We start from the raw sequence: 24,581 nt of genomic DNA on the forward strand, positions 1-24,581 counted from the left end.
GTGTTTCCATCATGCCAGGCGCCGCAGCGGTCAACCCGTGACGGCCAGAACCGCGGCGAGGGTGACCGCAACTGCCATGATGCCCAATTCCACCAGGGAGCGGGTCTGCGACAACGCGGCGCTGCTGCGGTGCGCCCGCGCCGCGGGCAGCCATTGCGACCGGTTTCGCCAGGCCAGCACCAGCAGCGCCACGGTCACCGCGATCTTGGCCATCAGCACCCGGCCGTAGCCGGTGGCCCACAATTCGGCGGGCGAGCTCAACTTGATCACCGCCCCGGCCACCCCGGCGAGCAGCAGCACGCCCACACACGACAGCGACAACTGCGAGAACCGGGGCAGCACCCTGGCCCACTGGCCGCGGTGCGACACCGTCAGCACCAGCGCCGCCAGGACACCGCACCACACCGCGGCGGCCAGGGCGTGCACCGCGACAGCCATCCCGCCGACCGGGCTCTCCGAGAGGTGCCCGGACAGGGTCCGGGCCGCAACGCCGACGGCCGCTAATCCGATGGTCGCGGCGGTGGCCGTGGCGGATCGAGGGGCCAGGACCGCCACCACGCCGACGATCAGCGCCGCCGCGATGCCGACCAGACCTGAACGGCCCGCAGCGGTGTACAGACCGAAATCGGCCAGGGTGTGCACCCCGATCTGCCAGAACCCGACGCCCGCGGTCTGCGCGGCCTCCACGGTCAGCCGAACGACCTCGGCGAGCAGCCAGATCGCCGCCGCCAGGGCGAGTGGCCCGGCCGCCTTCCGGCTCAACTCGGCGCGGTAGCGGTCGGATTCCAGCAGGGGCACCGCGGCCAGGCCGAGGGTGACGATGGCGGCGCAGTCGGCAAGCGCCCGGATCAGTGCTCCGGTCACCGTCGGCGCCGGACCGCCCACCAGGCTCCGCCGCCGATGAGCACGACGGCAACCAGCACGAACGGCCACACCACGATTCCGCCGTCGGACGGTGCCTGCGCCGATGCGGCCGACCCCGGCGTGCCCGTGCCCGCGACGGTCAGCTCGAACGACCACGAACCCGAAACCACGTGCCCGTCGGCCGAGGTCACCCGGTAATTCACGGTGTAGGTACCGGCCGGGCCCAGCGGGCGGACCCCGACGCTGAGCACCGCACCGGCGACCTTCGGCTCTCCCTCGGACCACAGGTTGTTGTCCGGCCCGACGACCGTCATGTTGGCGAATGCCGGCTGCAGTGCCTCGTTGAAGGTGGCGCTCACCCGGGGCGGCGAGGCGCTCAGCGCCGCGTGCTCGGCCGGCTCGGCGGCAACCCGGGCCGCGTGCGCCGATGCGGCCGGGGCCCCGACCAGTGCCGAGGCGGCCAGGATCAGCCCTGTGCGCGGGCGGCGGCCAGCGCCAGTTGCGGTGCGGGGTGCTCGGGCTCGCTGCCGTCGGGCAGCGGGGCTTCATCCCACCGGACCACGGAGCCGTCGGAGTAGGTCTGGGTGACGGGGAAGCTCGCCGTCTCCGCATCGGGCAGCTTGACCGACAACCGGAACAACGCGAACTGCTCGGATGAGATACCGACCCCGGGCGCCGCGGTCCAGGTGACCGTCCGGACCGTGCCGGCGGAGGCATCACGGTCGAGCTTGGCCGTCCAACCCGGCATCACCTCTGTGCGGGCCGAGGCCACGTCGGGCAGATCGACGGTCAATTGTGTTGTCAGCGCGCCGGAATCGGACTCGCCGGGGACCCGGAAAGTCAGTACCGAAGTGGTTCCGGGCGTCGGATTGTCGGCGTCGACGTGGACGTGCGCCCATGCCGGTGCCGCGGTGAGCAGGCCGATGACCGCCACCGCCGCGGTCGTGAGCAGGGCGCGCGACGGCGCCCCGGTGAGGGGTTGCATTTCTGGGTGTCTTTCTGGAGTCGATCGGATCGGACGGTCAGGCGATGACGCCGGCCGGCGGACCCCGATGAGACACCGAAGCGGCCAGGAACAGGGCCGAGTGCAACGGCTGATCGGCGCCGCGGGCCATGACGCACACCGCCGGTGCCGGGACGGTCCGGACTTCCTGCACCGCCACGCGCGCCACGCGCGATACCGCTGCGCACAACCTGGCACCGCAGGCGATCAGACCGGCGCCGAGCGATACCGCGGCCAGATGCGCCACGAGCATCACCACGCCGGGCCGGGCCTCGTGGGAGTGACCCGCCGTCGCCAACAGCGCGTGAGACAGCAGCTGCCCGGTCCCGAGCAGGCCCCACAGCACCGCGGCGCGGTTCGCGCCCGCCACGGTCGCGGCGACGGTGCCCAGGGTCACCGCCAGCACCGTGAGCTGGGCGGCCACCGCCCCGGCCGGCAGGGCTCCGCCGGCGACGCCGTGGGCTGCGATGGCCAGTGCGGCCGTGAGGGAACCGACGGCCGTACCGCGCAGCAGGGCTGCGGAATCGATACGGGCGCCGGTCATCGAATCGGGGTCAGACCAGTCCCAGCCGCGCCATCAGGTCGGCATCGATGCCGTCGAGCTGGGCGGCGATCGCCGCGTGTGCGCCGCGGCGACGTGCGGTCGGCATGTTCTCGGCGGCGGTCACCGCGGCGGCCAGATCGGTCAGGCGGTCATTGACCGCCGCGACGAACTGCTTGGTCTCGGCGTCCTTCGGCTTCTTCTCGGCGACTTGCCGCAGAGTCTGCTCGGCCCCGGAAATGCGCGCCGACAGCTCCGCGCCGTGTCCGGAGAACTGTCCGAGCTGGGCCAGCGGCACGCCGAGACGATCGGCGCGACGTTCATCCAGGGCGCCGCGGGCGGCCGTGGCGGCACGGTAGATCAACGGCACGAGGACCGGCGCCAGCAAACGCGTGACCGTCAGCAGCCGACGAATCCGGGCGGGGGCCAGCAGACGTCCCTCCCGCGCCGCCTTCAGCTCGGCCTCGGCCACCTTGAGGGCATTGCGGTCGCTGTCTCGCTGTGCCTTGACCTGAGCTTTGAGGGCCCGCTGGGCAGCTTTTTGGTCGGACTTGATGCGACGAGCCTCATTCTTTGCGGTGAGCCGGGCTTCCAGCTTGGCCTTGGCCTTGATGGCGCGGGCTTCGGCGCGGCGGGTGGCGCGGCTTTTTCGTCGCGTGAACAGGCCCATTCCGGTTGCCTCCCGGTCAATTCGTCGTGTGTTCATGGTCACCGCAGAACTGCTGCAGACCCACAGTATCGTCCGGTGGATTTGCTCCGCCGCGCGTCCCCGCGATCACGGCGGGCAATCGTCTCAGCTAGCAAATTTGGGCTGCCCGTTTGTGCAAGAATCGAATTCATCAACGGAGCTTGCGGGCGGTGCGCGAAAGGGTGGTGACAACGTGCGTTCGCGGTTGCGCGTCGCCGCCTCGACCGGTCTGGTGCTTACGGGCCTGATCATCGCCGGTCTCGGGGGAGCTTTGGCGTTTGCCGATCCGGATCGGGGCCGGCCCGACAGCGGTCAGGGCTCGTCGAACAATGGCGGAAACGGCCACGACGGGCACGAGGGCAAGGATCACGGAGAAGGTCACGATCAGGATGGCGACTCCCAGGGCGACGACGACGACGAGGACGGCCCGTCGGGCACGCGCACGTCCCACAAACCCACCAAGACGAGCGGCAAGCCGACGAAGACAAGCGGCAAACCGACCAAGACAGACGAACCAACCGGCACCGCGCATCCGTCCGGCACACACACGCCCCCGCAAACCGAAACCGGAACCGAAACCAAGACCGAGACCGAGACGCCACCGAGCACACAGCCGTCCGAATCGGAGACACCGACGACATCGGCCAGCGAGACCGTGACGACCACTCATTCGACGACGGCGGTCACCACGACGGCCGTCACGACGACCGAGACCACCTCGCCGACGACCTCGCGCACCACCGAGACGACCAAGTCGACTTCCGAGACCACATCGGAAACCACCGAGACGACTTCGGAGACCACCGAGACCACATCGGAAACCACCGAGACCACCACGACCCTCATCGGTGGCGCCGCGGGCGGGGGAGGCGGCGGCGGTGGCGGTGTGCCCGCGCCGTTCAACTATCCGCGCCCGCCCGACATGCAGTTGCCGTCACCTCAGGCGCAGGCACCTGACGTGGCCGTGCCGCCGCCGCCCGGCCTGGCCGCAGCGGCCGGGTTGCCGCCGATCGTGGCGCCGGTCGTCGTCCTTCCTGTCATCGTGCCGCCGCTGGCAGTGCCGTTGCAGGCTCCCGGCTCCGACCAGGGGCCGCAGTCCGGTCCGCGGTCGGGACCCGACGTGCAACCGTCCACGAAGATGCGGACCGAGACGCGGCCGCCGGCCGCCGTCGGATTGGAGGCCGGGCTCGCGCCGGTGTCCTTCCGGGCGGGCTATGCGGACTACCTGCGGACCGCGAACACGATGGAACTCGCGGCAGTGGCACTGCCCGGCGTGGGCGGAATGATGGCACTGACCGGGCTGGGCGGGCTCGTAGGTTACCGGCAGGCCAAAGCGGGCCGTACCGTCCGAGTCGATGCCAGCCGGTTCATGAGGTAGGAACGACCTGGGAGAATCCAGGTAAGAGGACTTGTCCAGGCGTACTACGAAAGGGTGGAAAGGGGGGAACATGTCCGCCAGTCGAAGCGTCACGCGCGCTGTCAACGAGGTTCTCGACCTCGCCCCTCGACAGGGCGAAGTCACATTGACCCGGCTGGTCGACGCGGTGAGCGCCGACCGCGGTAGGCCGATCGAGCTGACCATGGCCGAACTACCCCCCGGCGTGTGCGGGCAATGGCGTCAATACGCCGACCGTGACGTGTTCCTGATCCAGCAGGGCCTGCCGGCCTGGGATCGCACCCTGGCGCATGAACTCGGCCACCTGGTCCTCGGCCACGAAGGCATCTCGATTGTCGACGCGGCCGCAGCCACCGCCGAGGTCGCGACGTCGGATCTGATTTCCTACATGCTCAACCAGCGGACCGGCTGCATGGGACCCAACGGCGAGGACATCGAGCAGGAGGCCGAGGACTTCGCCGCGCTACTGCTCTACCGCCTGGGCCGGCTGCCCTCCGATCGCTCATCGATCGTGCAGGTCCGCCTCGGAGAGGCATTTGGTTGATCGTCTGGGTGATCGCCGGCCTTCTCGGCCTGGCTACCGGCCTGCGCATCGGCTGGGCACTGGTCAACAAGCAGTCCTTGGTGAGCTCCGCGATGATCCTGTCGTTGGGCAGCCTCGGCGTCGTGGCCGCGCTCAACTGGCAGCCGCTGGCCCTGCTGATCGACACGGTGGTGCACTGGCCCAACATCGCGGTCGGACTGAGCCAGGTCGCGCTGATCGCCTGCGCGGCCGGCAGTTGCGTGATGATCACGACCGCGTCGTCGGGTCATTCGGCCACCCTCACCCGTCGCATCGCATTGATCCAGTACGGCGTCGCGGGCATCGTGGCCGTCGTCAGCCTGGTGATCTTCTTCCGGGCCGGTAGGCAACCGGAGATGTCTCCGTCGGAGTATCTGAAGCGGGACCTCGGATCGAGCGGCACCTCGTGGCTGCTGCCGCTGCTCTACGTGTTCCTGGCGCTGACCCTGGTGGCCTGGGCCGGGCTGCGCTACTCGAACCGCAGCCGGCGCGGCCGCGCGCTGTTCCTGTTCACCGTCGGCATGGTGCTGATCGTCGCCGCCAGCGGCTTCGTCCTGCTGCGGGCCGCGGGGCGGACCGAGCCGGTCGGTGTCGGCGCCGCGGCGACCATGCTCGGCTGTGCGATGGTCATCGTCGCCGCCGGATCCCTGCTGCCGAGCGTCGAAGACTGGTTCGGTGCCCGGCAGGAATTGCGCACCATCAAGCCGCTGCTGGGCGAGCTGGCCCGGCGGCAGCCCGACGTCGGGATCGGGGTGCGTCCGCGCGGACCGCTGGTGTTCCGCGTCGCCGAACGGATGTCACTGATCTCCGACGCGCTGTACCTGGAGGCGACCGCCGCCGACGCGCGTCAGCACGAGAACGCCGGACCGCGCGGGTCGAGCGGATCAAGTGGCACAACACATTTGGGGGATGCCGAGCGACCCCAGGTGTCCCCGCGCGATCAGGCGCGGGCCATCGCCCAGTGGATCTACGACACCCGCGAGGCGAACGAAGGTTCGGCGTTCCCGGGGCTGGCCTGGCTCAGCCAGCCCGAATCGTATTCGGACCGGGAATGGATTCTGGCGATCGCCGAGCAGTACCGGGAACTGGACCGCACAGCAGCGCGCAGTTGAAACCCACGTGCGCGGGTTTCAACTGCGCGGCAAGGTGTCAGACGAATCCGACGAGTCAGTCGTCGAGGTTTTCCCGGCGACGCAGCTCATCGACCTTCTGGACCAGGTCCTGCTGGGCTTCGGAGGACAGCCCCACGGTGCGGGCGGCGATCCGGCGGATCCCTTCGTCACGCATGCTGGCCAGCCAGGTCAGCTCCTTGTCGAGCTTCTCGTAGTACTCGTCGTCGGTGAAGTAAGCCGGCTTGATCCGGAAGAAGTTGGCAAGTGCGGCCATGGTTGCCGCCGACGGGTTGGTCCGGTTGCCCGAACGGAGCTGCGACAGGTACGGGGCCGACATGGTGACGCCCTCAGACTTCAGTGCGGCGATCACCTCGGCAGACGTGTGGGGTCCGCGCCCAGGCGGATAAACCGTATCGAACAGGCGGTTTAGGCGGGCGGCGAACGTCTTGCTCATCGATTTGACCTCCACATGCTTCACGAGCGGTACGAATAGGCGGCGTATTTGCTGACTATGGTAGCGAGTGTTGTGACCACAACCAAGTGCAAACGCCACAAAAGTTAAACTGGCTTTGCGTTTTGACCCCCTCTGCCACGGAAACCGGGGTCTTCGCCGTGAGGGTGCGGCGGGATTGCGCCGTCTGGCAATGCAAAAGGTGACGGTCGCGTTGTATTGAGCGCGGTGAGCTGCGCTCACAGGTGCGCTCGATCATGATCAACTTCTGAGCCGGCAACTGGCGCGCCGCTGTGACTAGGGGAAACGGATATTTGCTGTAGCACGGGCCCCAGGCCGCGTCGGATAGCGCGCAACGCCGTTGTCGAACGACGTGGAACACGTTACAGGTGGGGCGATGGAATGCGCATCAGCCCCCTTGCGTGCGATAGCCAGATGGTCACAGAAGGATTCTGGCGCCGATTCCCGGCGTGGTTGCGGGGCCGAAACCGGAGGAGGTTTGCCTCTCCGCTGGACAAACATCGGTACAAATGCGGTTGCGGCGCGAGGTCGCGGCTACCTGAGGGATGGTGCGGGTCACCCAGGCCGGCGCCCCTGCCGGTGACGCTGACGCGGACCCCTGCGGACATGGCGACCTTTCGACACACCGCCGACACGTGCCGCTGACGCGGCGCACTTACATACGGTCGAAGGTCTCACCCAACGCATCGCGGTTTGTCGGCCGGGCCTGACGCCAGCGTGTCGACGCGACGATTGCGGGCTGCTGCCCTTCGCTGATCTAGAGGGACCCTAGCCGTTGTCGGCTTGCAGCGCTACGTTTCCTACCGTTTTCGGGTAGCTGGATTCTCCAGTTTGGAGAAGGAGCAACGGCAGGCGGTGTCATGCCGCCAGAAGCATCGCCAGGATCGCGGTGTCCGGGTGGCTGATCGGATCGACGCCGACGCGGCTGACCACCGAGGTCACCGTGCCATCGGATTCGGCTTCGACCCAGGCCGCCCGGTGTTCCAGCCCGAGATGCGGAAGCCCGGGTAACAATACGCAACCCGAAGCGGCGCCGGTGCATTCCGGAAGGGAAGGCGTTGTCTCCGAAGGCGGATGCAGCATCAGCAGTGCCGGTGGCTGATGCTCGGCGAAATACCCGGGTGGAACCGCGGATTCGCCGACCACCGGCCCCTCGGCGATCACCAAGCCTACGGTGCCGGGATGCGGCTGCTCGGGCAACTCCTCGCGGACCCCGAAAATGGTTGTGGTCGAGAGCAATCCGGGCAGTGACGCGATGCGGACGGTGACCATCAGAAGCTGCGCCCACTCTTTCGTGGAGTCGGGCCATCGCCCCAGGACCACAAAGCCTTTGAGCGCACCGCCGGAATGAAAGGGGGCGATCTCAATCGCCCGGCCGGACCCCGTCGTATCCATATCGCCTCCGGGACATCGGTGTTGGCTCGCCGGCTGGCCGGTGTTCCGACACGTCTGTGGGTCGATCAGATCAGAATGCGGCAGTATCGGCGGCGGTGCAAGGCGACACGGCCCGGAAACGAGGGCGGGGCGCCACGCTGTGTGCGCGACGCCCCTTGGTGAGAGATCGGAAAACCGATCCAGCCCTCGATCGGACCGAAACGGGACTAGCCGAAGATCAGGCCGTTGGTCTTGGAGGTTGCTGCCGCGTAGCGGTTCTGCACGTCCTCCCAGTTCACGACATTCCAGAACGCCTTGACGTAATCGGCCTTGACGTTCTTGTACTGCAGGTAGAAAGCGTGCTCCCACATGTCGACCTGCAGCAGCGGGATGATGCCGAGCGGCACGTTGGCCTGCTGGTCGTAGAGCTGGAAGGTCAGCAGCCGGTCACCGAGGCTGTCGTAACCGAGCACGGCCCAGCCCGAACCCTGCAGGCCGTTGGCGGCGGCGGTGAACTGCGCCTGGAACTTGTCGAACGAGCCGAACTGATCGTCGATCGCCGCGGCGAGGTCGCCGGTCGGCTTGTCACCACCGTTGGGGGACAGGTTCTTCCACCAGATCGAGTGGTTCACGTGGCCGCCGAGGTGGAAGGCGAGGTTCTTCTCGTTGAGGAAGATCGCCGCGTGGTCACCGTTGGCGCGCGCCTCGTCGAGCTTGGCGACGGCGTCGTTGACGCCCTTGACGTAGGCCGCGTGGTGCTTGCTGTGGTGCAGTTCGTTGATCTGCCCGGAGATGTGAGGCTCAAGCGCTCCGTAGTCGTAATCCAGGTCCGGCAAAGTGTATTCAGCCACGAGATTCCTTCCTCATTATCGATCGATGGAGCGAGGCGTCGTCATCGATCTCAAAGTTCGACACTCAAGATCACTGCCAACATTGCTCCATCGCAGGGCGCACCGCAAGGACGCGCGTGCCGACCACACGTATACCCGATGGGGCGAGGGTCAGAACAAGACGATCACGGCGAGCACGCCGAGCAGCAGCAGGGCGATCACGCCGGCCCGAAGGAAGGCCATCAACTGATTACGGGTGTGCAGATGCCCGGCGGAATGCCACTCGGGCTGCGGAAAGGCCGATCCCGATCCGATTGGATGCAACGCCATCAAACACTCCTGACCTGCACGATCAATGCTTGCCCCCCAGTGAGTTCTGTCACAACAGCTGGTGTGACGCCGATCATAGCCCCCTCGGCGTGTCCGGGGGAAATCGGCGCCCGCGTCGATGAAATCGGTTCGGCCGGGCGAGATCGTTACTGAAATCAGGCTGATCCCAATCGATCCGGTACGGGGGCGGGGCCTCGTTTAGCCGAATGCTTAATTTCGCTCCGCACCGGTGACGGTTGTTGATCGCTGCCGTGGACACCCCAGGTTTATCCACAGTGATGGACAGCTACCGCACAGTAATCCCCATATCGCGGGCTTTTCCGCTGGTGCCGGGCTGTGGATGAACCTGTGGAAACTGTGGATAGCTTCCCGTTGCTAACGCGGCAGCGAGGCACGGGGGCGGCTGCGCTCGGCGCCGTCGGCGTGCGAGCATTGGGGGCATGGACGATGTGGAAGTCGGGCAGGCAGATATCGCGGCGGTGCCCACCACGTTCGAAGGTTCGGTGGTGCTGCTCGACGTCCGTGAGGACGACGAATGGCAGCGCGGCCATGCCGCCGGCGCACAGCACATCCCGATGGGCGACGTCCCGACCCGGATCGCCGAGATCGACCCGGACGCCGAGCTGTACGTGATCTGCCATGCCGGCGGGCGCTCCCTGCGTGTGGCGAACTACCTGGCCCGCAACGGCTACACCCCGATCAACGTCGAGGGTGGAATGCTGGCCTGGGCCGGCGCCGGACGCCCGGTCGTCACCGACGCCGGCGGCCCCGGCAGCGTCTGACCGCAAGACCTTCGGGGGATCGTGGCTAGGCTGGTCGGATGATCCAGGTGTGTTCGCAGTGCGGGACGCGCTGGAACGTGCGTGACCGGCAGCGGTCGTGGTGCCCCAGGTGCGGCGGCTCGTTGTTGGCGCCGTCCGCGCCGTCGCCGCAGTCCCAGTGGGGACCTGCCGCACAGTCTCCCGCGTCTTTGGCCCCGGCGGCGTCGCCGACGGCTCAACGCACGCCGCAACTCGCGCCCGGCTATCGCTGGGTCGCCCTGCGCCCGGGCTCCCCACCGCACCAGCGGCGCTCGCGTCGCCCGCTCGGCCCGACACCGCGCTACCGCATGATCCCGAGCTGGGGTCTGCATCAGTATTTCGATGTCGACGAGCAGCCCGAGAAGACGGCTGACGAGTCCGGCGTCGGCACGGTGCGGCTGATGCTCGTCGCCGCCATGGTGGTGCTGGGCGTCGCGGCCTTCGCGCACGTGATCAGGTATGTGCTGCTGCTGATCAACCGCAGCGTGCTGCTGCACCCGCTCATCGCGATCGCCGGGGTGGTGATCGGCCTGCTGGCCAGCGTGCTGGCGATGCTCGTCGTGGTCATCACGGTGGTGTCCCTGGTGCGCTGGCTGATCACCCGCCGGGCCGCCGGGTACGCCGAGCACGGCGAGGTTGATCCGCGCAGCACCAGGACACTGTGGCTCGGCTGCCTGGTGCCCGGGGTGAACCTGGTGATGGCGCCGGTGTTCGTCTGGGAACTGGCGGCTCTGGAAGCACGCCTCTCACACCTGCGACGACCGATCGTGGTGTGGTGGATCGCCTGGGTCTTCAGCGCGGTGGTCGCCGGTTGGTCGATGGTCAGCACCGTGTACGTCACCTTCTTCAACAACACACCGCAGAACATCGCCGACAACACCGTGATGACGATCGTCGGGTACCTGTTGGCGCTGGCGACCTTCTTGCTGACCGCCAAGGTGTTCACCGGATTCGAGGGCAGCGGTACGACGGCTGAGCGCAGCGTCCGGCGCTGGGTGGTGGTCCCGCCCGACACCTCCGGTCCGGAGCCCGCTCCGGCCGATCCCGAAGCGGCTGCCCCTTCGCAGAATGGTGAGGATTCGGCCGAATCCGCCGTTCCGGTTGAGTCCCAAGGGCAGAACCCGGCAGCATAGGCCGTATGGAAACGGGCGACGGCGGAGCCGCTGCGCAGGCGACCCCGGGGCCTGGGCATCCGTTCGTGGTGGCCCACCGCGGCGCATCCGCCGACAAGCCCGAACACACGCTCGCCGCGTACGACCTCGCCTTGCGTGAGGGCGCCGACGGCGTGGAATGCGATGTCCGGCTGACCCGCGACGGGCATTTGGTGTGTGTGCACGACCGCCGGGTGGACCGCACCTCCACCGGCACCGGGCTGGTCAGTGAGATGACGCTGGCCGAGTTGCGCCGGCTGGACTACGGGTCGTGGCATGCCGGTGGACGTTCGGAGAACGACAGCGACGGCACGCTCGGGGACACCGGGCTACTGACCCTCGACGACCTTGTTTCGCTGGTGCTGGACTGGAATCGGCCGGTCAAGCTCTTCATCGAGACCAAACATCCCGTGCGCTACGGCGCACTGGTGGAGAACAAGGTGCTGGCGCTGTTGCACCGGTACGGTATCGCCGCGCCCGCCTCGGCGGACCTGTCGCGCGCGGTGGTGATGTCCTTCTCGGCGGCCGCGGTGTGGCGCATTCGGCGAGCCGCCCCGATGCTGCCCACGGTGTTGCTCGGTGAGACGTCGCGGTACCTGGGTGGCAGCGCGGCCACCACGGTCGGGGCCACTGCGGTCGGCCCGTCCATCGCTACCCTGCGCGAGCATCCGGAACTGGTCGACCGCGCCGCCGCCCAGGGCCGCGCGTTGTACTGCTGGACTGTCGACCACTACGAGGACGTCCAGTTCTGCCGCGACATCGGCGTGGGTTGGGTGGCCACGAACCACCCCGGCCGCACCAAGACCTGGCTGCAGAACGGCCTGACCGGTGCGGGCCGGGACTGAGCGTCAGAGGTTGCCGCCGGCGGCCTTCGGGGCCCCCGGGTCGGCGCCGGCGCCACCGGCGAGTTCGCGGGCCACGAAGTCCTCGATGTGGAACAGGTTGGCGCCCGCGCGGTCGGCGATACGCACCAGCGTCGCCATCGACGACACCTCTTCGATCTGTTCCTTGAGGAACCACTGCATGAACTGCTCGCCGAGGTAGTCACCCTCCTCGCGGGCGACGCTCGCGAGCCGGCTGATCTGCTCGGTGACCGTGCGCTCCTGGCTCAGTGCCAGGGCGAGCGCGTCCCGGGGCGTTTCGAAGCGGTTGCACACCGCGTCGACACCGGGGATCTCGGGGTCGATATCCCGGTCGAGCAGATACTGGACCAGCATCATGGCGTGGTTGCGCTCCTCGACCGCCTGCGCATAGAAGTGCTTGGCGAGCTGCGGAAGGTCGGCGCCGTCGAAATAAACCGCAATTGCGATGTATTGCTGTGACGCGGTGAACTCGCTGCGAATCTGGTCGGAGATAAGTGCGTGGAATTTCGTGTCGAGTTCGGTCGGCGTCGTCATGATCGCGAGGATATAGCAGGTCAGGGCACATTGTCATCGAAGGTAGACCTCATTGAGGTCAGCTTTACCTTAGTCGTGTGGCGTGGATTACATGCGACCTCACGAATTTGCTATTGCCTAATTTAGCTTTGCCTAAGCTCAGGGTTGGGGCTTTTCGATGACGTCGTCGGGGACCGCCGTGTCGTTGGCCAGCGCGGTGAAAAGGCGCCCGGCCGCGTCGCTGTCCCACACCACTACCGAGCCCGAGTCGCCGCCGGTGAACTCACCGATCGGCACCGTGGTGGTCACCATGTCGTCCCCGTGCATCGCCCAGGCCAGCCGGCCGAGGTCCCAGACGTGGGCGTCCTCGTCGACGGCGACCGAGTCGGTGGCGGCCCGTGCCATCGGCTGCCACCGCAACGGGTTCAACAACACCTCTGGGCTGGTGGCCCGGTGCAGCAGCGCCGACATGAACGCCCGCTGGTTGATCATGCGGTCCAGGTCGGCGCGCGGCGTCGCCCGGGTGCGGACGTAGCCGAGCGCGCTGCGCCCGTCGAGCTCCTGGCAGCCGGCCGGCAGGTCGATCCCGGCCAGCGGGTCGCTGATCGGTTCGGCGGGGCACATCCTCACCCCGCCGACCGCGTCGACGAGTGCGGCGAATCCGTCGAACCCGATCTCGGCGTAGTGGTCCAGGTGCAGACCGGTCGCGAGCTCGACGGTCTGGGCCAGCAGCGGCGCACCGCCCAGGGAGAACGCCGCGTTGACCTTGTCCTCGCCGTAGCCGGGGATCGGCAGGTACGAATCCCGGGGGATCGACACCATGGTGGCCGGGGTGCCCGAACCGATGCCGGGAATGTGCACCAGCAGGATCGTGTCGGTGCGGCCGTTGCCGATATCCCCGCCGGTGGCCAGGTCGGCCTGCTGCTCGGGGCTGAGGTGCTGACGGCTGTCCGACCCGACCAGCAGCCACGTGGTGCCGTGGGCTGGACCGGGACGCTCGGGGTAATCGGCCAGGGCCGGGATGCGGTGCAGCGACGAGTCGATCCAGAACCCGCCGCCGATCACGCCCAGCACGGCGACCAGCAGCACGGCCAGCAGGATGCGGCCCCAGTGGCGGCGCCGGCGGGGCTTGCGCACCGGTGCGGGTCGCGGCGGATCACCTGGGACGGCTCGGCGTCACGGCGGCGCGGTCCCGGACGCCGCGAGCGCGGGTCGGGATGTCCCCCTGAGGCGGTGAAGTCGTCCACAGCAGAAATGTACGTGCCGAAGTCGTTATCGCAGCCAGCTCAGATGATCAGCCACCAGCGCGTACCCGACGAAGGCCACGGCATCGATCAACGTATGGGCGATGATCAGCGGCCACAGCCGCCCCGTGCGCTGCCACGCGTAGCCGAACACCAAGCCCATCACCACGTTGCCCAGTCCCGCGCTGTAGCCCTGATACAGGTGATATGCGCCGCGCAGCAGGCTGGAGATCACCAGCGCCCGCCCGGGGCTCACATCGAGCTGGCGCAGCCGGGTCAGCAGGAACCCGACCACGATGATCTCTTCGGCCCAGCCGTTGGCGAATGCCACACCGAGCAGCATCGGGATCCGCCACCACGTGTCGTACAGTTCGGCCGGCTCGACGTCGGCACTCAGTCCCAGCATGCGGGCCAGTACGTAGAAGCCCAGTCCGGGCAGGCCGATGAGCGCGGCCAGGCCCAGCCCGCCCAGCCCGTCGGCGCGCCACTGCGGGCGCGACAACCCGATCGCTGCCGGTCCGAAACCGCTGCGCCACAACAGGTACAGGGCCAGCGCGCCCCAGGCCAGGAGCTGCAGGACCACGGCCAGGTGCAGGCCGAGGTCGATCAGGTCGAACGGGGAGCGCTTCGGGTTGAGTGCGACGGTCTTCCCCGACAGGCCCAGCAGGACCGCTTCGATGAGCCGCAGGATCGCGGTATAGGCGCTGAGCCCGAACGTCACCGCGAGTACGACGGCGATCTCGATCTTGAGCGTGCGGCGCTGCGGCTCGAGTTGGTCGTGGGGCCCGGTCACCGGAGCTACGGTAGCGGCGCCCGGGCGACGGGGCGGCTCGTGCGGGTCAGATCCGACGGGCGCGCAGGCCGTTGAGGAACGGGCAGCCCATCAACACCCGGATGGCCTGGCTCAGGCCGCTGACGTCGTCGACGGGTTTGGGGAAGGGCAGCCGCACGTCGTGGTCGCCGTGCTCGTTCTCCACCCGCAACTGCACGCCGTAACGGTCCAGGCCCAGCGGGCGGACCCGGCCCTGGCGCAGGGCCATCGGCAGCCGGGTGGCCAGGCGCTCCACCACGTCGCGGTGGGAGGACTCCATGTGCTGCAGCCACCCGGATTCCATCGCGCAGAACGGATCGGGGCGGGCCTTGAGCAGTGCCCCGAGGCCGACCGACTCGGCACCGGTGGAATCGGCCACCACCACCGACTCGATTTCCAGCCGCATCAAGGTGTAGCTGTCGTCGTCCGGTCCGGCATCCGACTGACCGCGTGAGTTCACTTGCAGCAGGGCCGGATTCGGGTTCTCGGCAGCGACGATGTCGAGCAGGGCCGTCACCTCGGCACCGGGTACATGCTGCAGGCGGCCGCGGATCCACACCAGGGAGCGCACCGGTTCGCGCAGCGGCAGCGGGGCGTAGTCCGTCATCTCCAGCACGGCCTGGATCCCGGCCGAGCCGGACGACATCGCCATGCCGGCCAGCGGACTGGCCTCGGGGACCGTGATCGCGAAAGACCCGTCGTCGAGCAGGTGGTGAACGGGTGAGGCGACCGGCTCGATGCCCTCGACCGCGAGCATGGCACCGCCGCCTCGTGCGCACGCGCTGCGGATCCGCTCGGCTGTCGTCGGTGTCGCTATGGCCATCTCGCCGCCTTCGAAACTAGGTGAGGTGATTAGGTGAGGTAAGCCTAACTTAACTGCGCGCGGCGACGCGGGCAAGGCTTTCGTGAAACACCGGCGGCGGGCTCATCAACCGATCGCGCAGTCGTTCACCCGATAGGGTTGGGACGTGCCGCGCATCGCCTACCTCGGACCGGAGGGGACCTTTACCGAGTTGGCGTTACTGCAGATGGTGGCGCACGAGATGGTGCCCGGACTGCAGTCGGCACCCGGTGACGGCAAAGACCGATTCACGCCCGTGCTCACCGACAGCACCCCCGGCGCACTGGCCGCGGTCCGCGACGGCCGCGCCGACTACGCCTGCGTGCCGATCGAGAACTCGATCGAGGGATCGGTGCTGCCGACGCTGGACAGCCTGGCGGTCGGGCAACCGCTGCAGATCTATGCCGAGCTGACGCTCGACGTCGCCTTCACGATCGTCATCCGGCCCGGGCACAGCGGGCCGGTGCGGACCGTGGCCGCCTTCCCGGTGGCGCTGGCACAGGTGCGCCGATGGCTGGCCGCCAACCTGCCCGATGCCGCGATCGTGCCGGCCACGTCCAATGCCGCGGCCGCCCATGAGGTCGCAGAAGGCAACGCCGAGCCAACGCCCGAACCCGCTTCGTCCTGGTCGGCCCTCCCGGCGTACCGCCCCCGGCCACCGGCGCCGACCGCACCTCGGTGGTGCTGCGACTGGACAACACCCCGGGCGCCCTGGTCACGGCGATGACGGAATTCTCGATCCGCGACATCGACCTCACCCGCATCGAATCCCGGCCCACCAGAACCGAGCTGGGCACGTACATGTTCTTCCTGGACTGCGTGGGACACATCGACGACGATTCGGTGGCCGAGGCACTCAAAGCGCTCCACCGACGTTGTACCGATGTGCGATATCTGGGTTCCTGGCCGACCGGAGCGAGCGCGGGTGCGCCCCCGCCTCCTCTGGACGAGGCCACACGGTGGTTGGAAGGTTTGCGTGACGGGACGGGCGGCTCATGAGCGGACGGTTGATCCTCGTCCGCCACGGACAGTCCCACGGCAACGTCGCCCGGCGTCTGGACACCCGGCCGCCCGGTGCCGAGCTGACCGACGTCGGCCACGACCAGGCCCGGCGCTTCGCCGGAACGCTGAGTCAGCCCCCGTCGATCCTGGCGCACTCGGTGGCTCGGCGCGCCGCGCAGACCGCGGCCGGTATCGGTTACGAAACCGGCCTGGTCCCATTCGAATTCGAAGGGGTCCACGAAGTTCAGGTCGGTGAGCTTGAGGATCGCAGCGACGACGACGCCGTCGCCGAGTTCAACCGAATCTACGAACGCTGGCACCGCGGCGAGCTGGACGTGCCGATGCCCGGCGGCGAGAGCGCCGATGCGGTCCTGGCCCGGTACGTGCCGGTGCTGACCGAACTCCGGTTGCGCTACCTCGACGACCACGACTTCAACAGCGACATCGTGCTGGTGAGCCACGGTGCGGCGATCAGGTTGGTGGCCGCCGTCCTGGCCGGTGTCGACGGCAGCTTCGCCCTCGACCATCACCTGGCCAACACCGAATCGATTGTGCTGGCACCGATCACCGACGGGCGCTGGAGCTGTGTGCAGTGGGCGGCGAAGACCCCGCCGTTCTATCCGGAGCCCGCAGCCACACCGGTTCTGGACGCGGTGACGTCCGAAACCGACCCGATGGGCTAGGCGTACCGACGGATCGAGAGCACGCCCTCATCGGCACATGTGCACCCGACCGCCTCGCAGTCGATGCTGAAGGTGTGCGCTGCTTCCGGGGTGGTGCAGCCGGCGTCCGTGCACTCCACGCGGTACCGGACATGGTGGATCACGGTGCCGTGGCAATGCTCCAGACCGGCTGCGCACTCCCGGCACTGGATGGTGGTCATAGCCCGTTGATAGCACTGCGGGCCGACAAAACGCGGTTGCCGCGCCTAGCCCCAGCCCAGTTCGTGGAGCCGCTCGTCATCGATCCCGAAATGGTGTGCGATCTCGTGGATCACCGTGATCGCCACCTCGTCGACCACGTCGGCCTCGCTCTCGCAGAAATCCAGCAGGGCCTCGCGATAGATCGTGATGGTGTCCGGCAGTGATCCGGCGTACCAGGAATCCCGCTCGGTCAATGCCACACCCCGGTACAGGCCCAGGATCTCGGGCTCGTCGGGATCGCGATCCTCGACCAGGATCACGACGTTGTCGATCGCGGCGGCCAACTGCGGCGGGATCAGGTCGAGTGCGTCGGATACCAGCTCGTCGAATCGCTGCGAGCTCATCCGCACCGGCACGGGCTAGGGCCCCGGTGGTACGGGGACCGGCTCACCCGGCGGCGGTCCCGCGGGCGGTGCCCCGGCGTCGGGGGCGGGTGCCGGTGCCGGTGCCTGCTCGGGCGGCGGCGGGTTGAAGGTGTTGCCCTGCGGGGGAGCCGGCGCCGCCGTGGTGGTGGCCTGCGGCATGTGCTGGCCGCCCGATGACGAGCCCGACGAGCTCGACGAACCCGAGGAGCCGGACGAACCCGACGAGCTCGACGACGAACCCGAGCTCGAGGAACCCGAACCCGACGAGCCGGATGAGGACGAGGACCCCGAGGAACTCGACGACGACGACGAGTCGTCGACATCGGGCATCGGGATGGGCTCCATGTTGAGCCGCTCCTCCGGAATGTCGGGCGGTGCGACCGGCGGCTGCCCGTTGATCATCAGCGGTCCCTTGGCGCTGTTGACCAGGGTCGACCACCCGCCGTTGCCCAGGGTGGCGCCGATGCTGCAGGACACCTGGTGGCTGCCGGCCGACCAGCTGGGCAGCGAGATCGTGCTGTAGCTCAGGGCCAGTGTGGTGGTGCGCAATTGGACCGGGGCCAGGTAGGCGTCGGTCTGCGCGGTGCAGGCGTCCTTGATGAAGTTGTCCTGGTCGCCCTCCGAGGGCAGCCCGCCGGGGAACTTCTCGGCGAGGTTGACCGCGCCGGTGACCTCCATGGCGTGCGGTGCCGCGCAGTCGACCGGGACATCGGTGGGCTGGTTGGTGGCGGCGTCGATGCCGAGGCACGTGCCTGCGGGCCACACCTTCGATTGATCGACTTCGGAGACCTTGCCCGCCGATTCCAGCTGACTGTCGCCGGGGCCGAGCAGCTGAAGGCCGCACAGCATGCGCCGCTCACCGGACTGCTTCCAGGCTTTTTCACCCGACCACAGCAGGCCGATCGTGTACTTGCCGTTCGGGTCGTACTTGGGACCCAGATATCCGCGCACCGACGGGGTGCACTGCTCCTGGCTGATCTGCTTGATCCGGTCCACCGACGGAGGCGGGGCGCCCGGGCCGTACTCGCTGCCGGGGAACGTGCGCATGTCGACTGCCTGGGCGACCTCGAAGCGGTGGTTGTCCTTGCAGTCGACGATGTGCGCGGCGTCAGGGTTGCGGCCGGGCCAGTTCAGGCAGTCGCCACGCTTGACGTGATTGAAGGTGTCGTTGCCGCGCGGGCCGAGGGCGATCGCGCCCGGTCCGGAGTTGGATCCCTCGCTGCGGGGCAAGGCGGTGATCAGGCCGGCGATGAGCAGGGCGCCGAGTGCGGTCAACAGCAGCGCACGTCGCGTCGACGCGGCTGCCAGACTCTGCCACCAGGGTTCCCTCGCGGGTCGTTCGTCCGGCTGAGGTTCGGTGAGCAGGCCCCCGCTCTCGGGGTGTTCGGGGTGCTCGGGTGCTTCCAACATTGCCTCCCATTGTGACAGGCGTGTCAGCCTCTGTGACAAGTGATGCGGTTGTAATGTTGCGAGGTTGTGCCCGGCGGCCGTCACCCTCGACCGGTGCCGCGGCAACGACCACCTCAGATGTACGTCGCCGCACTTCAAAAAGTAGGGTTGCGCCCGTGATCGACCTCAAGCTGCTGCGCGACAATCCCGACACCGTCCGTGCATCGCAACGGGCTCGCGGGGAGGACCCGGCGCGTGTCGACGCGCTGTTGCAGGCCGATACGGCGCGGCGGGCCGCGATTTCCACGGCCGACAACCTGCGCGCCGAACAGAAGGCCGCCAGCAAGCTGGTGGGCAAGGCGACGCCTGAGGAGCGTCCGGCCCTGCTCCAGCAGGCGAAGGACCTCGCCGAACAGGTCAAGGCCGCCGAGGCGGCCCAGGCCGAGGCCGAGAACGCCTTCACCGCCGCGCACATGGCGATCGGCAACGTGATCATCGACGGCGTGCCGGCCGGCGGCGAGGACGACTTCGTGCTGCTCGACACCGTCGGCGAGCCCCGGGCGATCGAGAACCCCAAGGATCATCTCGAACTGGGTGAGACGCTCGGGCTGATCGACATGGAACGCGGCGCCAAGGTGTCGGGTTCGCGGTTCTACTTCCTCACCGGGCACGGTGCGCTGCTGCAACTGGGCCTGCTGCAGCTGGCCACCCAGGTGGCCGTGAAGAACGGCTTCACGCTGATGATCCCGCCGGTGCTGGTGCGCCCAGAAGTCATGGCGGGCACCGGATTCCTCGGCGCGCACGCCGACGAGATCTACCGGCTGGAAGCCGACGACATGTATTTGGTCGGCACCTCGGAGGTGCCGCTCGCCGGCTACCACTCAGGCGAGATCCTGGATCTGTCCGGCGGACCGCTTCGGTATGCCGGGTGGTCGTCGTGCTTCCGGCGCGAGGCCGGCAGCTACGGCAAGGACACCAGGGGCATCATCCGGGTGCACCAGTTCGACAAGGTCGAGGGCTTCATCTACTGCAAGCCCGAAGACGCCGAGGCCGAGCACCAGAAGCTGCTCGGCTGGCAGCGTGAGATGCTGGCCGCCATCGAGGTGCCCTACCGGGTGATCGACGTCGCCGCAGGCGATCTCGGCTCGTCGGCGGCGCGCAAGTACGACTGCGAGGCGTGGGTCCCGACCCAGCAGACCTACCGCGAGCTCACCTCCACCTCGAACTGCACGACGTTCCAGGCCCGGCGGTTGGCCACCCGCTACCGCGACGAGAACGGAAAGCCGCAGATCGCCGCGACCCTCAACGGGACGCTGGCCACCACCCGCTGGCTGGTGGCGATCCTGGAGAACCATCAGCAACCCGATGGCAGTGTGAGGGTCCCCGACGCGCTGGTGCCCTTCGTCGGCACTCCGGTGCTGGAACCCCGGTAAACCTCCACACCGCGGCCCAGTAGTACTGCGGACATGACGGGGGACAGCCCGGTACGGGTGAGGGTGCTCGGCCCGGTACAGGCCTGGGTCGGCGAGGATCCGGTGGATCTGGGGGCACGTTTGCAGCGCGCGCTGCTGGCGCGGTTGGTGGCCGCACACGGCCACACGGTGTCCGTCGACCGGTTGATCGACGACCTGTGGGAGGGCGAACCGCCGCCCAAGGCGTTGTCGGCGCTGCAGGTCTATGTCTCGCATCTACGGCGCGCGCTCGAGCCGGGGCGGCAGCGTCGGGCCCCGGCCCGCGTCCTGGTCAGTGCCGCGCCCGGCTACTGCCTGCGGTTGCCGGTCGACGCCGTCGACTCCTGGCAGTTCGAAGCCAAAGTCACTGCGGCATACGAAGAATCAGACCCACAGCAGCGGGTGCGCCGACTGGAACAGGCGCTGGCCGGTTGGTCGGGAGATCCGTTCGCCGGGGCCGGCGACGCGCTGTGGGCCGCACCGGAAGTGGCCCGGCTGACCGAACTTCGGCTGACCGCGGTCGAGGCCCAGGCCGCCGCGCAGGTCGAACTCGGCCGGTACGGCACCGCCGTCGCCGCACTGGAACGGCATGTCCGCGAACGGCCCGGCCGGGAAGGCGCCGCGGCCGTGCTGGCCACGGCGCTGTACCGGACCGGACGTCAGACCGACGCGCTGGAGGTGTTGCGGCGCACCAGGGACCACCTGCTGGATCAGCTGGGGCTGGAACCCGGCCGGGCGCTGCGCGACCTTGAACGCGACATCCTGCGCCAGGCCGACCATCTGGAGCCGTCCCGCCCGCTGCCGCAGCCGTCGATCCCCGAGATCGCATCAACTGACCGGGTGGAGGCGACCGCCTACGGTCGCGCCGAGGAGCTCGCGGAGATCGACAATGCCGCCCGCGCGGTCACCGCGGGCGGCAGCACGGTGCTGTGGATCGCGGGAGAGGCCGGCTCGGGCAAGACCACCCTGGCCGCCACCGCGACGAGCCGGTTGCGCGCGGCGGGTTGGCGGACCGTGCACGGCCGTTGCCCGGAAGTGCACGGCGCGCCGGCCGGCTGGGCGTGGACGGAGGTGCTGCGGGACCTGCTCGACCCGGCGGATCCGCCGGGCAGCAGACAGGCGCTGGCGCCACTGCTGCACGACGTCCCCGCGGTCGAACCCGGCACGTTCTGGCTGGGCCACGCCGTCGCCGACGTGCTGAGCGGGGTCGCCGAGCACCAGCCGCTGGCCGTCGTACTCGACGACCTGCACCGGACCGACGGGCTGACGTTGGAGCTGCTGCGCCTGGTGGCCGACCGGATCAAAGACCTTCCGGTACTCGTCATCGGCACCTACCGCCCCTCGGAGGACCGCGGCGAGCTGGAGGTGGCCCGGGCGGCGCTGACCGTGCACACCGCGGCCCACCTGATGCTCGGTGGGCTGGACGCGGCCGCGCCGCCACCGGCGAGGCCCTCCGGTTGCTGCGCGAGCGGACCGGCGGCAATCCGCTGTTCGTCCGGGAACTGGCCCGGCTGATGGCGGCCGAAGGGTCCGACGCGGTCTGGGCCTCGGTGCCGGTTGGCGTCCGAGATGTGTTGCGCCGCAGGCTGGCCCGGCTTCCCGGCCAGACCGTGACCGCGCTGCGCCATGCCGCCGTGCTGGGCCGCGACATCGACGTCGACCTGCTGGCCGAACTGGGTCGCAGCGATCCCGATGACCTGCTCGACGCGCTGGAGCCCGCCGTTTTGCTGGGTCTGCTCGACGAGCCCGAGCCGGGACGGTTGCGGTTCGCCCATGCGTTGGTCCGCGACACCCTGTACGAGGACACCTCGAAGCTGCGCCGCTCCCGGTTGCACGGCGCGGCGCTGGAACTGCTCCGTGCGCCCGGGCGGACGGTCGACGCCGCCGCCCTGGCGCACCACGCTGTCGCCGCCGCTACCGCCGAAACATCTTTGGCCGCTGCGGTTTTCGCGACCGAAGCGGCGCGGGAGGCCGATTCGGTCGGTGCCCATGCCGAAGCCGCCAGGCAGTGGCGGGCCGCCGTTCAGATGCTCGAACTTGCGGCCGGCCGACGGCTGGTGCCCCGCGCCGACGCACTGGACGACGAGATCGCCGCCCGGTGCGGGCTGATCTCGGCGCTGGCCCAGTCCGGGGATGCCGTCGCGGCGCGCATCGAGATGAAGGCCGCGCTGCAACTGCTGACCGGTACGTCGCGGGACGACCTGACGGTTCGCGTGCTCACCGCATGGGACACCCCGCTGGTGTGGCGGGACCGGGAATACGACGAGTCCGACGCCCAGATGATCGGGCTGCTGCGCCGGGTACTGGCCGGGAATGGAGGCGGACAGCCCGCCGGACTCACTGTGGCCGACCGGATCCGGCTGCTCAAGGCGCTGTACGTGGAGCTGGAGGGCACAGATCCGGAGGGGGCGCTGGCCGCCAGCACGGAACTGCTCGAGTTGGCGCGGCAGGCTTACGCAGAGGATCCCGGATCGTCGGGCCGGCTGTTGTGCACGGCGCTGAACGTGCGGGCCTACTGCGCGCTGGGGCCCGATCTCGACGCCGAGCGTGACGCGACCGCCGCCGAACTGCTGCGGACCGCGGAGGCCACTGAGCAGGCCGACTATCAAGCGGTGGCGCACTGGCTGCTGTCGCTGGCGGCCGGTCACCGGTCCGATCTGGCCACGGCCAAACGGCACGTCGACATCGCGGTGGCCCGGGCCGGCACCGGCCAGCTCGTCCACCTCCTCGGAGTGCTTGGCCTGTTCCGCGCCCGGATGTACCTGCTGGCCGGGAAGTTGGACGAGGCGGTGAGCGCCTACACCGATCTGGCGGCGCGCATGGTGGAGAACGGTGCTGCCAACGGGGCCAAGCTGGCGATGGTGGGCCGGGTGACGGGCGAGTTCTGCCTCGGGGACCTCGGTCTGCTGGCCGACGAGCTGGTGTTCTTCTACCGCGAGGTGTCGGTGGCCGCGCTGGACGCCGCGGTCCTGGCGCTGATCGCACAGGGGCGTGAGGCCGAGGCAAGGGAGCTGTGGCGAGACCGCCAACCGATCGAGCGGGCGTACTTCTGGCTGCCGTTCACCGTGCTGCGCGTCAATGCGGCGGTGGCGCTGGCCGACCTCGAGGAGGCCGAGGCCCGCGCGGCCGACCTCGACTCATACACCGGGCGGATCGCCGGGCTCGGTGTCGACGGGCTGATGGTGGGCCCGGTCGACGAGGCACTGGCCGCCGCCGCCGACGCGCTGGGCCGGCCGGATCAGGCACGTGGCTATCGTGAGGCCGCCGCTCTGCTGCGGGACCGGCTGGCGGCTGAGGCCCGGTGCTTCATCGACTGACGCCGAAGACCGCCCGCTCCCGCCGCCGGTGCACCAGCCGTAACGCAACCAGCATGAGGCGCAGGGCGATCCCCGTCTGCTGTGCCATCGCTGCGTGCTCGTCGTCGGTCATCACCGCCAGCGACCGCGGGCCGTCGAACGACATGCGGCTGCCATCGCGGGCGGCGCTCTCCACCGACTCCCAGTCGGCCACCGAGACGTGCTCGGTGATCAGCGGGAACACCTCCAACTCCTCGTCGTTGATGTGATCGGTCAGCAGCGCCGACAGCTCGGCCAGCTCGATGGCCATGAGACCGGCGATCTGGCGGTCACCCATCGACAGCCGGAACGCCGCGGCGCGGGCCCGCAGCTGGTCCAGCCGCGGGTCGAGGGCGGCGTGGTCGTCGGTCAGCTCACTGAGGTCCACGTGATCGCCCACGCTGGCCTGGATCACCGGCCACAGCACGGTGTCCTCGGTGGTGTGGTGATGGTGGATGGAATCGCACAACCACTCGATGTACCGCGAGATGGCTCGGGCGCGGCCCGGGGTGCAGATCACATCCCGGTCGCGCACCGCCGTCGCCAGGTCGGTCAGGCGGAGCAGATCGGCCAGCATGGCGCGGTGCGCCAGGGTGATACCCAGCAGGTCGGGTGCGGGATCGCCTTCGCTGCGGGGTGCGACGGTGACGGTGGTCGGCACGGCGGGCTCCTCGGGTCAAGCCGATCCCGGTGGCGGATCGGAAGTCTTGGAGCACAGCTT

25 protein-coding genes and 3 pseudogenes are annotated in these 24,581 nt (G+C 68.9%); 11 read left to right on the plus strand and 17 right to left on the minus strand.

Features of this window, described 5'->3' with window-relative positions; all coding sequences use genetic code 11:
- Positions 1 to 30: 30 nt before the first annotated feature.
- The 5 genes and pseudogenes from BN2156_RS21875 to BN2156_RS21895 all read right to left on the minus strand — a co-directional run bounded on the left by BN2156_RS21875 (position 31) and on the right by BN2156_RS21895 (position 3,078).
- A complete protein-coding gene (locus tag BN2156_RS21875) occupies positions 31 to 885 on the minus strand; it encodes a CopD family protein (RefSeq protein WP_235625435.1) in 855 nt (284 codons plus the stop codon).
- A complete protein-coding gene (locus BN2156_RS21880) occupies positions 861 to 1,334 on the minus strand; it encodes a copper resistance CopC family protein (protein WP_090516996.1) in 474 nt (157 codons plus the stop codon). The genes BN2156_RS21875 and BN2156_RS21880 overlap by 25 nt, the downstream gene beginning before the upstream one ends.
- Before the next feature lie 5 nt (positions 1,335 to 1,339).
- A pseudogene (locus BN2156_RS21885) lies at positions 1,340 to 1,849 on the minus strand (YcnI family copper-binding membrane protein); the annotation flags it as partial.
- A gap of 37 nt (positions 1,850 to 1,886) precedes the next feature.
- Positions 1,887 to 2,411, minus strand: a complete 525-nt coding sequence (locus tag BN2156_RS21890; RefSeq protein WP_090516998.1) for a hypothetical protein — start codon at positions 2,409 to 2,411, stop codon at positions 1,887 to 1,889.
- Positions 2,412 to 2,421: 10 nt separating this feature from the next.
- Positions 2,422 to 3,078, minus strand: coding sequence for a DUF6474 family protein (locus BN2156_RS21895; RefSeq protein WP_090516999.1), 657 nt, complete (start codon positions 3,076 to 3,078; stop codon positions 2,422 to 2,424).
- A 211-nt stretch (positions 3,079 to 3,289) separates the two neighbouring features.
- Here BN2156_RS21895 and BN2156_RS21900 point away from each other — a divergent pair, with 211 nt between their 5' ends.
- The 3 genes from BN2156_RS21900 (at position 3,290) to BN2156_RS21910 (ending at position 6,166) form a co-directional block, all read left to right on the plus strand.
- Positions 3,290 to 4,474: a hypothetical protein gene (locus BN2156_RS21900; protein WP_131725189.1), complete on the plus strand. Its 1,185-nt coding sequence runs from the start codon at positions 3,290 to 3,292 to the stop codon at positions 4,472 to 4,474.
- Between the two features lie 70 nt (positions 4,475 to 4,544).
- The gene (locus BN2156_RS21905; RefSeq protein WP_029109019.1) at positions 4,545 to 5,036 is read left to right on the plus strand and encodes an ImmA/IrrE family metallo-endopeptidase; all 492 of its coding nucleotides are present in this window, start codon (positions 4,545 to 4,547) and stop codon (positions 5,034 to 5,036) included.
- On the plus strand, positions 5,033 to 6,166 hold the full coding sequence (locus BN2156_RS21910) for a hypothetical protein (RefSeq protein WP_090517001.1): 1,134 nt from the start codon (positions 5,033 to 5,035) through the stop codon (positions 6,164 to 6,166). Before BN2156_RS21905 ends, BN2156_RS21910 begins: the two co-directional genes overlap by 4 nt.
- A gap of 55 nt (positions 6,167 to 6,221) precedes the next feature.
- On the opposite strand, the gene BN2156_RS21915 is transcribed toward BN2156_RS21910, so the two are convergent.
- From BN2156_RS21915 to BN2156_RS30915, 4 genes are all read right to left on the minus strand, one after another.
- Entirely contained in the window at positions 6,222 to 6,620 is a 399-nt protein-coding gene (locus BN2156_RS21915) for a transcriptional regulator (RefSeq protein WP_090517564.1), read from the minus strand.
- An 876-nt stretch (positions 6,621 to 7,496) separates the two neighbouring features.
- The gene (locus tag BN2156_RS21920) at positions 7,497 to 8,033 is read right to left on the minus strand and encodes a peptidase (protein ID WP_090517002.1); all 537 of its coding nucleotides are present in this window, start codon (positions 8,031 to 8,033) and stop codon (positions 7,497 to 7,499) included.
- A gap of 206 nt (positions 8,034 to 8,239) precedes the next feature.
- A complete protein-coding gene (locus BN2156_RS21925) occupies positions 8,240 to 8,863 on the minus strand; it encodes a superoxide dismutase (RefSeq protein ID WP_003883955.1) in 624 nt (207 codons plus the stop codon).
- 150 nt (positions 8,864 to 9,013) lie between these two features.
- On the minus strand, positions 9,014 to 9,172 hold the full coding sequence (locus BN2156_RS30915; protein WP_090517003.1) for a hypothetical protein: 159 nt from the start codon (positions 9,170 to 9,172) through the stop codon (positions 9,014 to 9,016).
- Between the two features lie 440 nt (positions 9,173 to 9,612).
- Here BN2156_RS30915 and BN2156_RS21935 point away from each other — a divergent pair, with 440 nt between their 5' ends.
- From BN2156_RS21935 to BN2156_RS21945, 3 genes are read left to right on the plus strand one after another with little or no spacing between them, the layout of a single operon-like run.
- Positions 9,613 to 9,954 carry a rhodanese-like domain-containing protein gene (locus tag BN2156_RS21935; protein ID WP_090517004.1) on the plus strand — a complete coding sequence of 114 codons (342 nt, stop codon included), beginning with the start codon at positions 9,613 to 9,615 and terminating at the stop codon, positions 9,952 to 9,954.
- Positions 9,955 to 9,992: 38 nt separating this feature from the next.
- Positions 9,993 to 11,105: a DUF4328 domain-containing protein gene (locus tag BN2156_RS21940; RefSeq protein ID WP_090517005.1), complete on the plus strand. Its 1,113-nt coding sequence runs from the start codon at positions 9,993 to 9,995 to the stop codon at positions 11,103 to 11,105.
- A gap of 5 nt (positions 11,106 to 11,110) precedes the next feature.
- Entirely contained in the window at positions 11,111 to 11,968 is an 858-nt protein-coding gene (locus BN2156_RS21945) for a glycerophosphodiester phosphodiesterase (protein ID WP_090517006.1), read from the plus strand.
- A gap of 3 nt (positions 11,969 to 11,971) precedes the next feature.
- Here the strand turns inward: BN2156_RS21945 and BN2156_RS21950 are convergent, their stop codons facing one another.
- From BN2156_RS21950 to BN2156_RS21965, 4 genes and pseudogenes are all read right to left on the minus strand, one after another.
- Positions 11,972 to 12,520 (minus strand): ferritin, encoded by a 549-nt coding sequence (locus tag BN2156_RS21950; RefSeq protein ID WP_090517007.1) that lies wholly within the window; start codon positions 12,518 to 12,520, stop codon positions 11,972 to 11,974.
- Positions 12,521 to 12,658: 138 nt separating this feature from the next.
- A pseudogene (locus BN2156_RS21955) lies at positions 12,659 to 13,755 on the minus strand (LCP family protein).
- A 16-nt stretch (positions 13,756 to 13,771) separates the two neighbouring features.
- Positions 13,772 to 14,536 carry a CPBP family intramembrane glutamic endopeptidase gene (locus BN2156_RS21960; RefSeq protein ID WP_090517008.1) on the minus strand — a complete coding sequence of 255 codons (765 nt, stop codon included), beginning with the start codon at positions 14,534 to 14,536 and terminating at the stop codon, positions 13,772 to 13,774.
- Between the two features lie 46 nt (positions 14,537 to 14,582).
- Entirely contained in the window at positions 14,583 to 15,377 is a 795-nt protein-coding gene (locus BN2156_RS21965; protein WP_090517009.1) for a DUF2470 domain-containing protein, read from the minus strand.
- Positions 15,378 to 15,522: 145 nt separating this feature from the next.
- Here BN2156_RS21965 and BN2156_RS21970 point away from each other — a divergent pair.
- Positions 15,523 to 16,394: pseudogene (locus BN2156_RS21970) on the plus strand (prephenate dehydratase).
- Entirely contained in the window at positions 16,391 to 17,080 is a 690-nt protein-coding gene (locus BN2156_RS21975; protein ID WP_090517010.1) for a histidine phosphatase family protein, read from the plus strand. Before BN2156_RS21970 ends, BN2156_RS21975 begins: the two are co-directional and overlap by 4 nt.
- On the opposite strand, the gene BN2156_RS21980 is transcribed toward BN2156_RS21975, so the two are convergent.
- The 3 genes from BN2156_RS21980 to BN2156_RS21990 are packed head-to-tail and all read right to left on the minus strand — an operon-like array spanning position 17,077 to position 19,095.
- A complete protein-coding gene (locus BN2156_RS21980) occupies positions 17,077 to 17,280 on the minus strand; it encodes a hypothetical protein (protein WP_090517011.1) in 204 nt (67 codons plus the stop codon). The genes BN2156_RS21975 and BN2156_RS21980 overlap by 4 nt on opposite strands.
- Positions 17,281 to 17,325: 45 nt before the next feature.
- Positions 17,326 to 17,676, minus strand: coding sequence for a metallopeptidase family protein (locus BN2156_RS21985; RefSeq protein WP_162490913.1), 351 nt, complete (start codon positions 17,674 to 17,676; stop codon positions 17,326 to 17,328).
- Positions 17,677 to 17,679: 3 nt separating this feature from the next.
- Positions 17,680 to 19,095, minus strand: a complete 1,416-nt coding sequence (locus tag BN2156_RS21990) for a septum formation family protein (protein ID WP_090517012.1) — start codon at positions 19,093 to 19,095, stop codon at positions 17,680 to 17,682.
- Between the two features lie 155 nt (positions 19,096 to 19,250).
- On the opposite strand from BN2156_RS21990, the gene serS reads away from it, so the two are divergent.
- From serS to BN2156_RS31235, 3 genes are read left to right on the plus strand one after another with little or no spacing between them, the layout of a single operon-like run.
- The gene (serS, locus tag BN2156_RS21995) at positions 19,251 to 20,507 is read left to right on the plus strand and encodes a serine--tRNA ligase (protein WP_090517013.1); all 1,257 of its coding nucleotides are present in this window, start codon (positions 19,251 to 19,253) and stop codon (positions 20,505 to 20,507) included.
- A gap of 33 nt (positions 20,508 to 20,540) precedes the next feature.
- On the plus strand, positions 20,541 to 22,040 hold the full coding sequence (locus BN2156_RS31230) for an AfsR/SARP family transcriptional regulator (protein ID WP_235625437.1): 1,500 nt from the start codon (positions 20,541 to 20,543) through the stop codon (positions 22,038 to 22,040).
- Entirely contained in the window at positions 21,983 to 23,842 is a 1,860-nt protein-coding gene (locus BN2156_RS31235; protein ID WP_235625438.1) for an ATP-binding protein, read from the plus strand. Before BN2156_RS31230 ends, BN2156_RS31235 begins: the two co-directional genes overlap by 58 nt.
- Here the strand turns inward: BN2156_RS31235 and BN2156_RS22005 are convergent.
- The gene (locus BN2156_RS22005; RefSeq protein ID WP_090517014.1) at positions 23,832 to 24,521 is read right to left on the minus strand and encodes a hemerythrin domain-containing protein; all 690 of its coding nucleotides are present in this window, start codon (positions 24,519 to 24,521) and stop codon (positions 23,832 to 23,834) included. The two genes, BN2156_RS31235 and BN2156_RS22005, sit on opposite strands and share 11 nt — an antisense overlap.
- Between the last annotated feature and the right edge of the window lie 60 nt (positions 24,522 to 24,581).

Source organism: Mycolicibacterium neworleansense, assembly GCF_001245615.1.
Classification (GTDB): Bacteria; Actinomycetota; Actinomycetes; order Mycobacteriales; family Mycobacteriaceae; genus Mycobacterium; species Mycobacterium neworleansense.

Coding starts and splice junctions, on each gene's coding strand:
- BN2156_RS30915 (WP_090517003.1), bottom strand. CDS start 9,172: ATGGCGTTGCATCCAATCGGATCGGGATCGGCCTTTCCGCAGCCCGAG.
- BN2156_RS21980 (WP_090517011.1), bottom strand. CDS start 17,280: ATGACCACCATCCAGTGCCGGGAGTGCGCAGCCGGTCTGGAGCATTGC.
- BN2156_RS31230 (WP_235625437.1), top strand. CDS start 20,541: ATGACGGGGGACAGCCCGGTACGGGTGAGGGTGCTCGGCCCGGTACAG.
- BN2156_RS21965 (WP_090517009.1), bottom strand. CDS start 15,377: ATGGCCATAGCGACACCGACGACAGCCGAGCGGATCCGCAGCGCGTGC.
- BN2156_RS21935 (WP_090517004.1), top strand. CDS start 9,613: ATGGACGATGTGGAAGTCGGGCAGGCAGATATCGCGGCGGTGCCCACC.
- BN2156_RS21945 (WP_090517006.1), top strand. CDS start 11,111: ATGGAAACGGGCGACGGCGGAGCCGCTGCGCAGGCGACCCCGGGGCCT.
- BN2156_RS21975 (WP_090517010.1), top strand. CDS start 16,391: ATGAGCGGACGGTTGATCCTCGTCCGCCACGGACAGTCCCACGGCAAC.
- BN2156_RS21890 (WP_090516998.1), bottom strand. CDS start 2,411: ATGACCGGCGCCCGTATCGATTCCGCAGCCCTGCTGCGCGGTACGGCC.
- BN2156_RS21905 (WP_029109019.1), top strand. CDS start 4,545: ATGTCCGCCAGTCGAAGCGTCACGCGCGCTGTCAACGAGGTTCTCGAC.
- BN2156_RS21940 (WP_090517005.1), top strand. CDS start 9,993: ATGATCCAGGTGTGTTCGCAGTGCGGGACGCGCTGGAACGTGCGTGAC.
- BN2156_RS21915 (WP_090517564.1), bottom strand. CDS start 6,620: ATGAGCAAGACGTTCGCCGCCCGCCTAAACCGCCTGTTCGATACGGTT.
- BN2156_RS21920 (WP_090517002.1), bottom strand. CDS start 8,033: ATGGATACGACGGGGTCCGGCCGGGCGATTGAGATCGCCCCCTTTCAT.
- BN2156_RS21950 (WP_090517007.1), bottom strand. CDS start 12,520: ATGACGACGCCGACCGAACTCGACACGAAATTCCACGCACTTATCTCC.
- BN2156_RS21990 (WP_090517012.1), bottom strand. CDS start 19,095: ATGTTGGAAGCACCCGAGCACCCCGAACACCCCGAGAGCGGGGGCCTG.
- BN2156_RS21895 (WP_090516999.1), bottom strand. CDS start 3,078: ATGGGCCTGTTCACGCGACGAAAAAGCCGCGCCACCCGCCGCGCCGAA.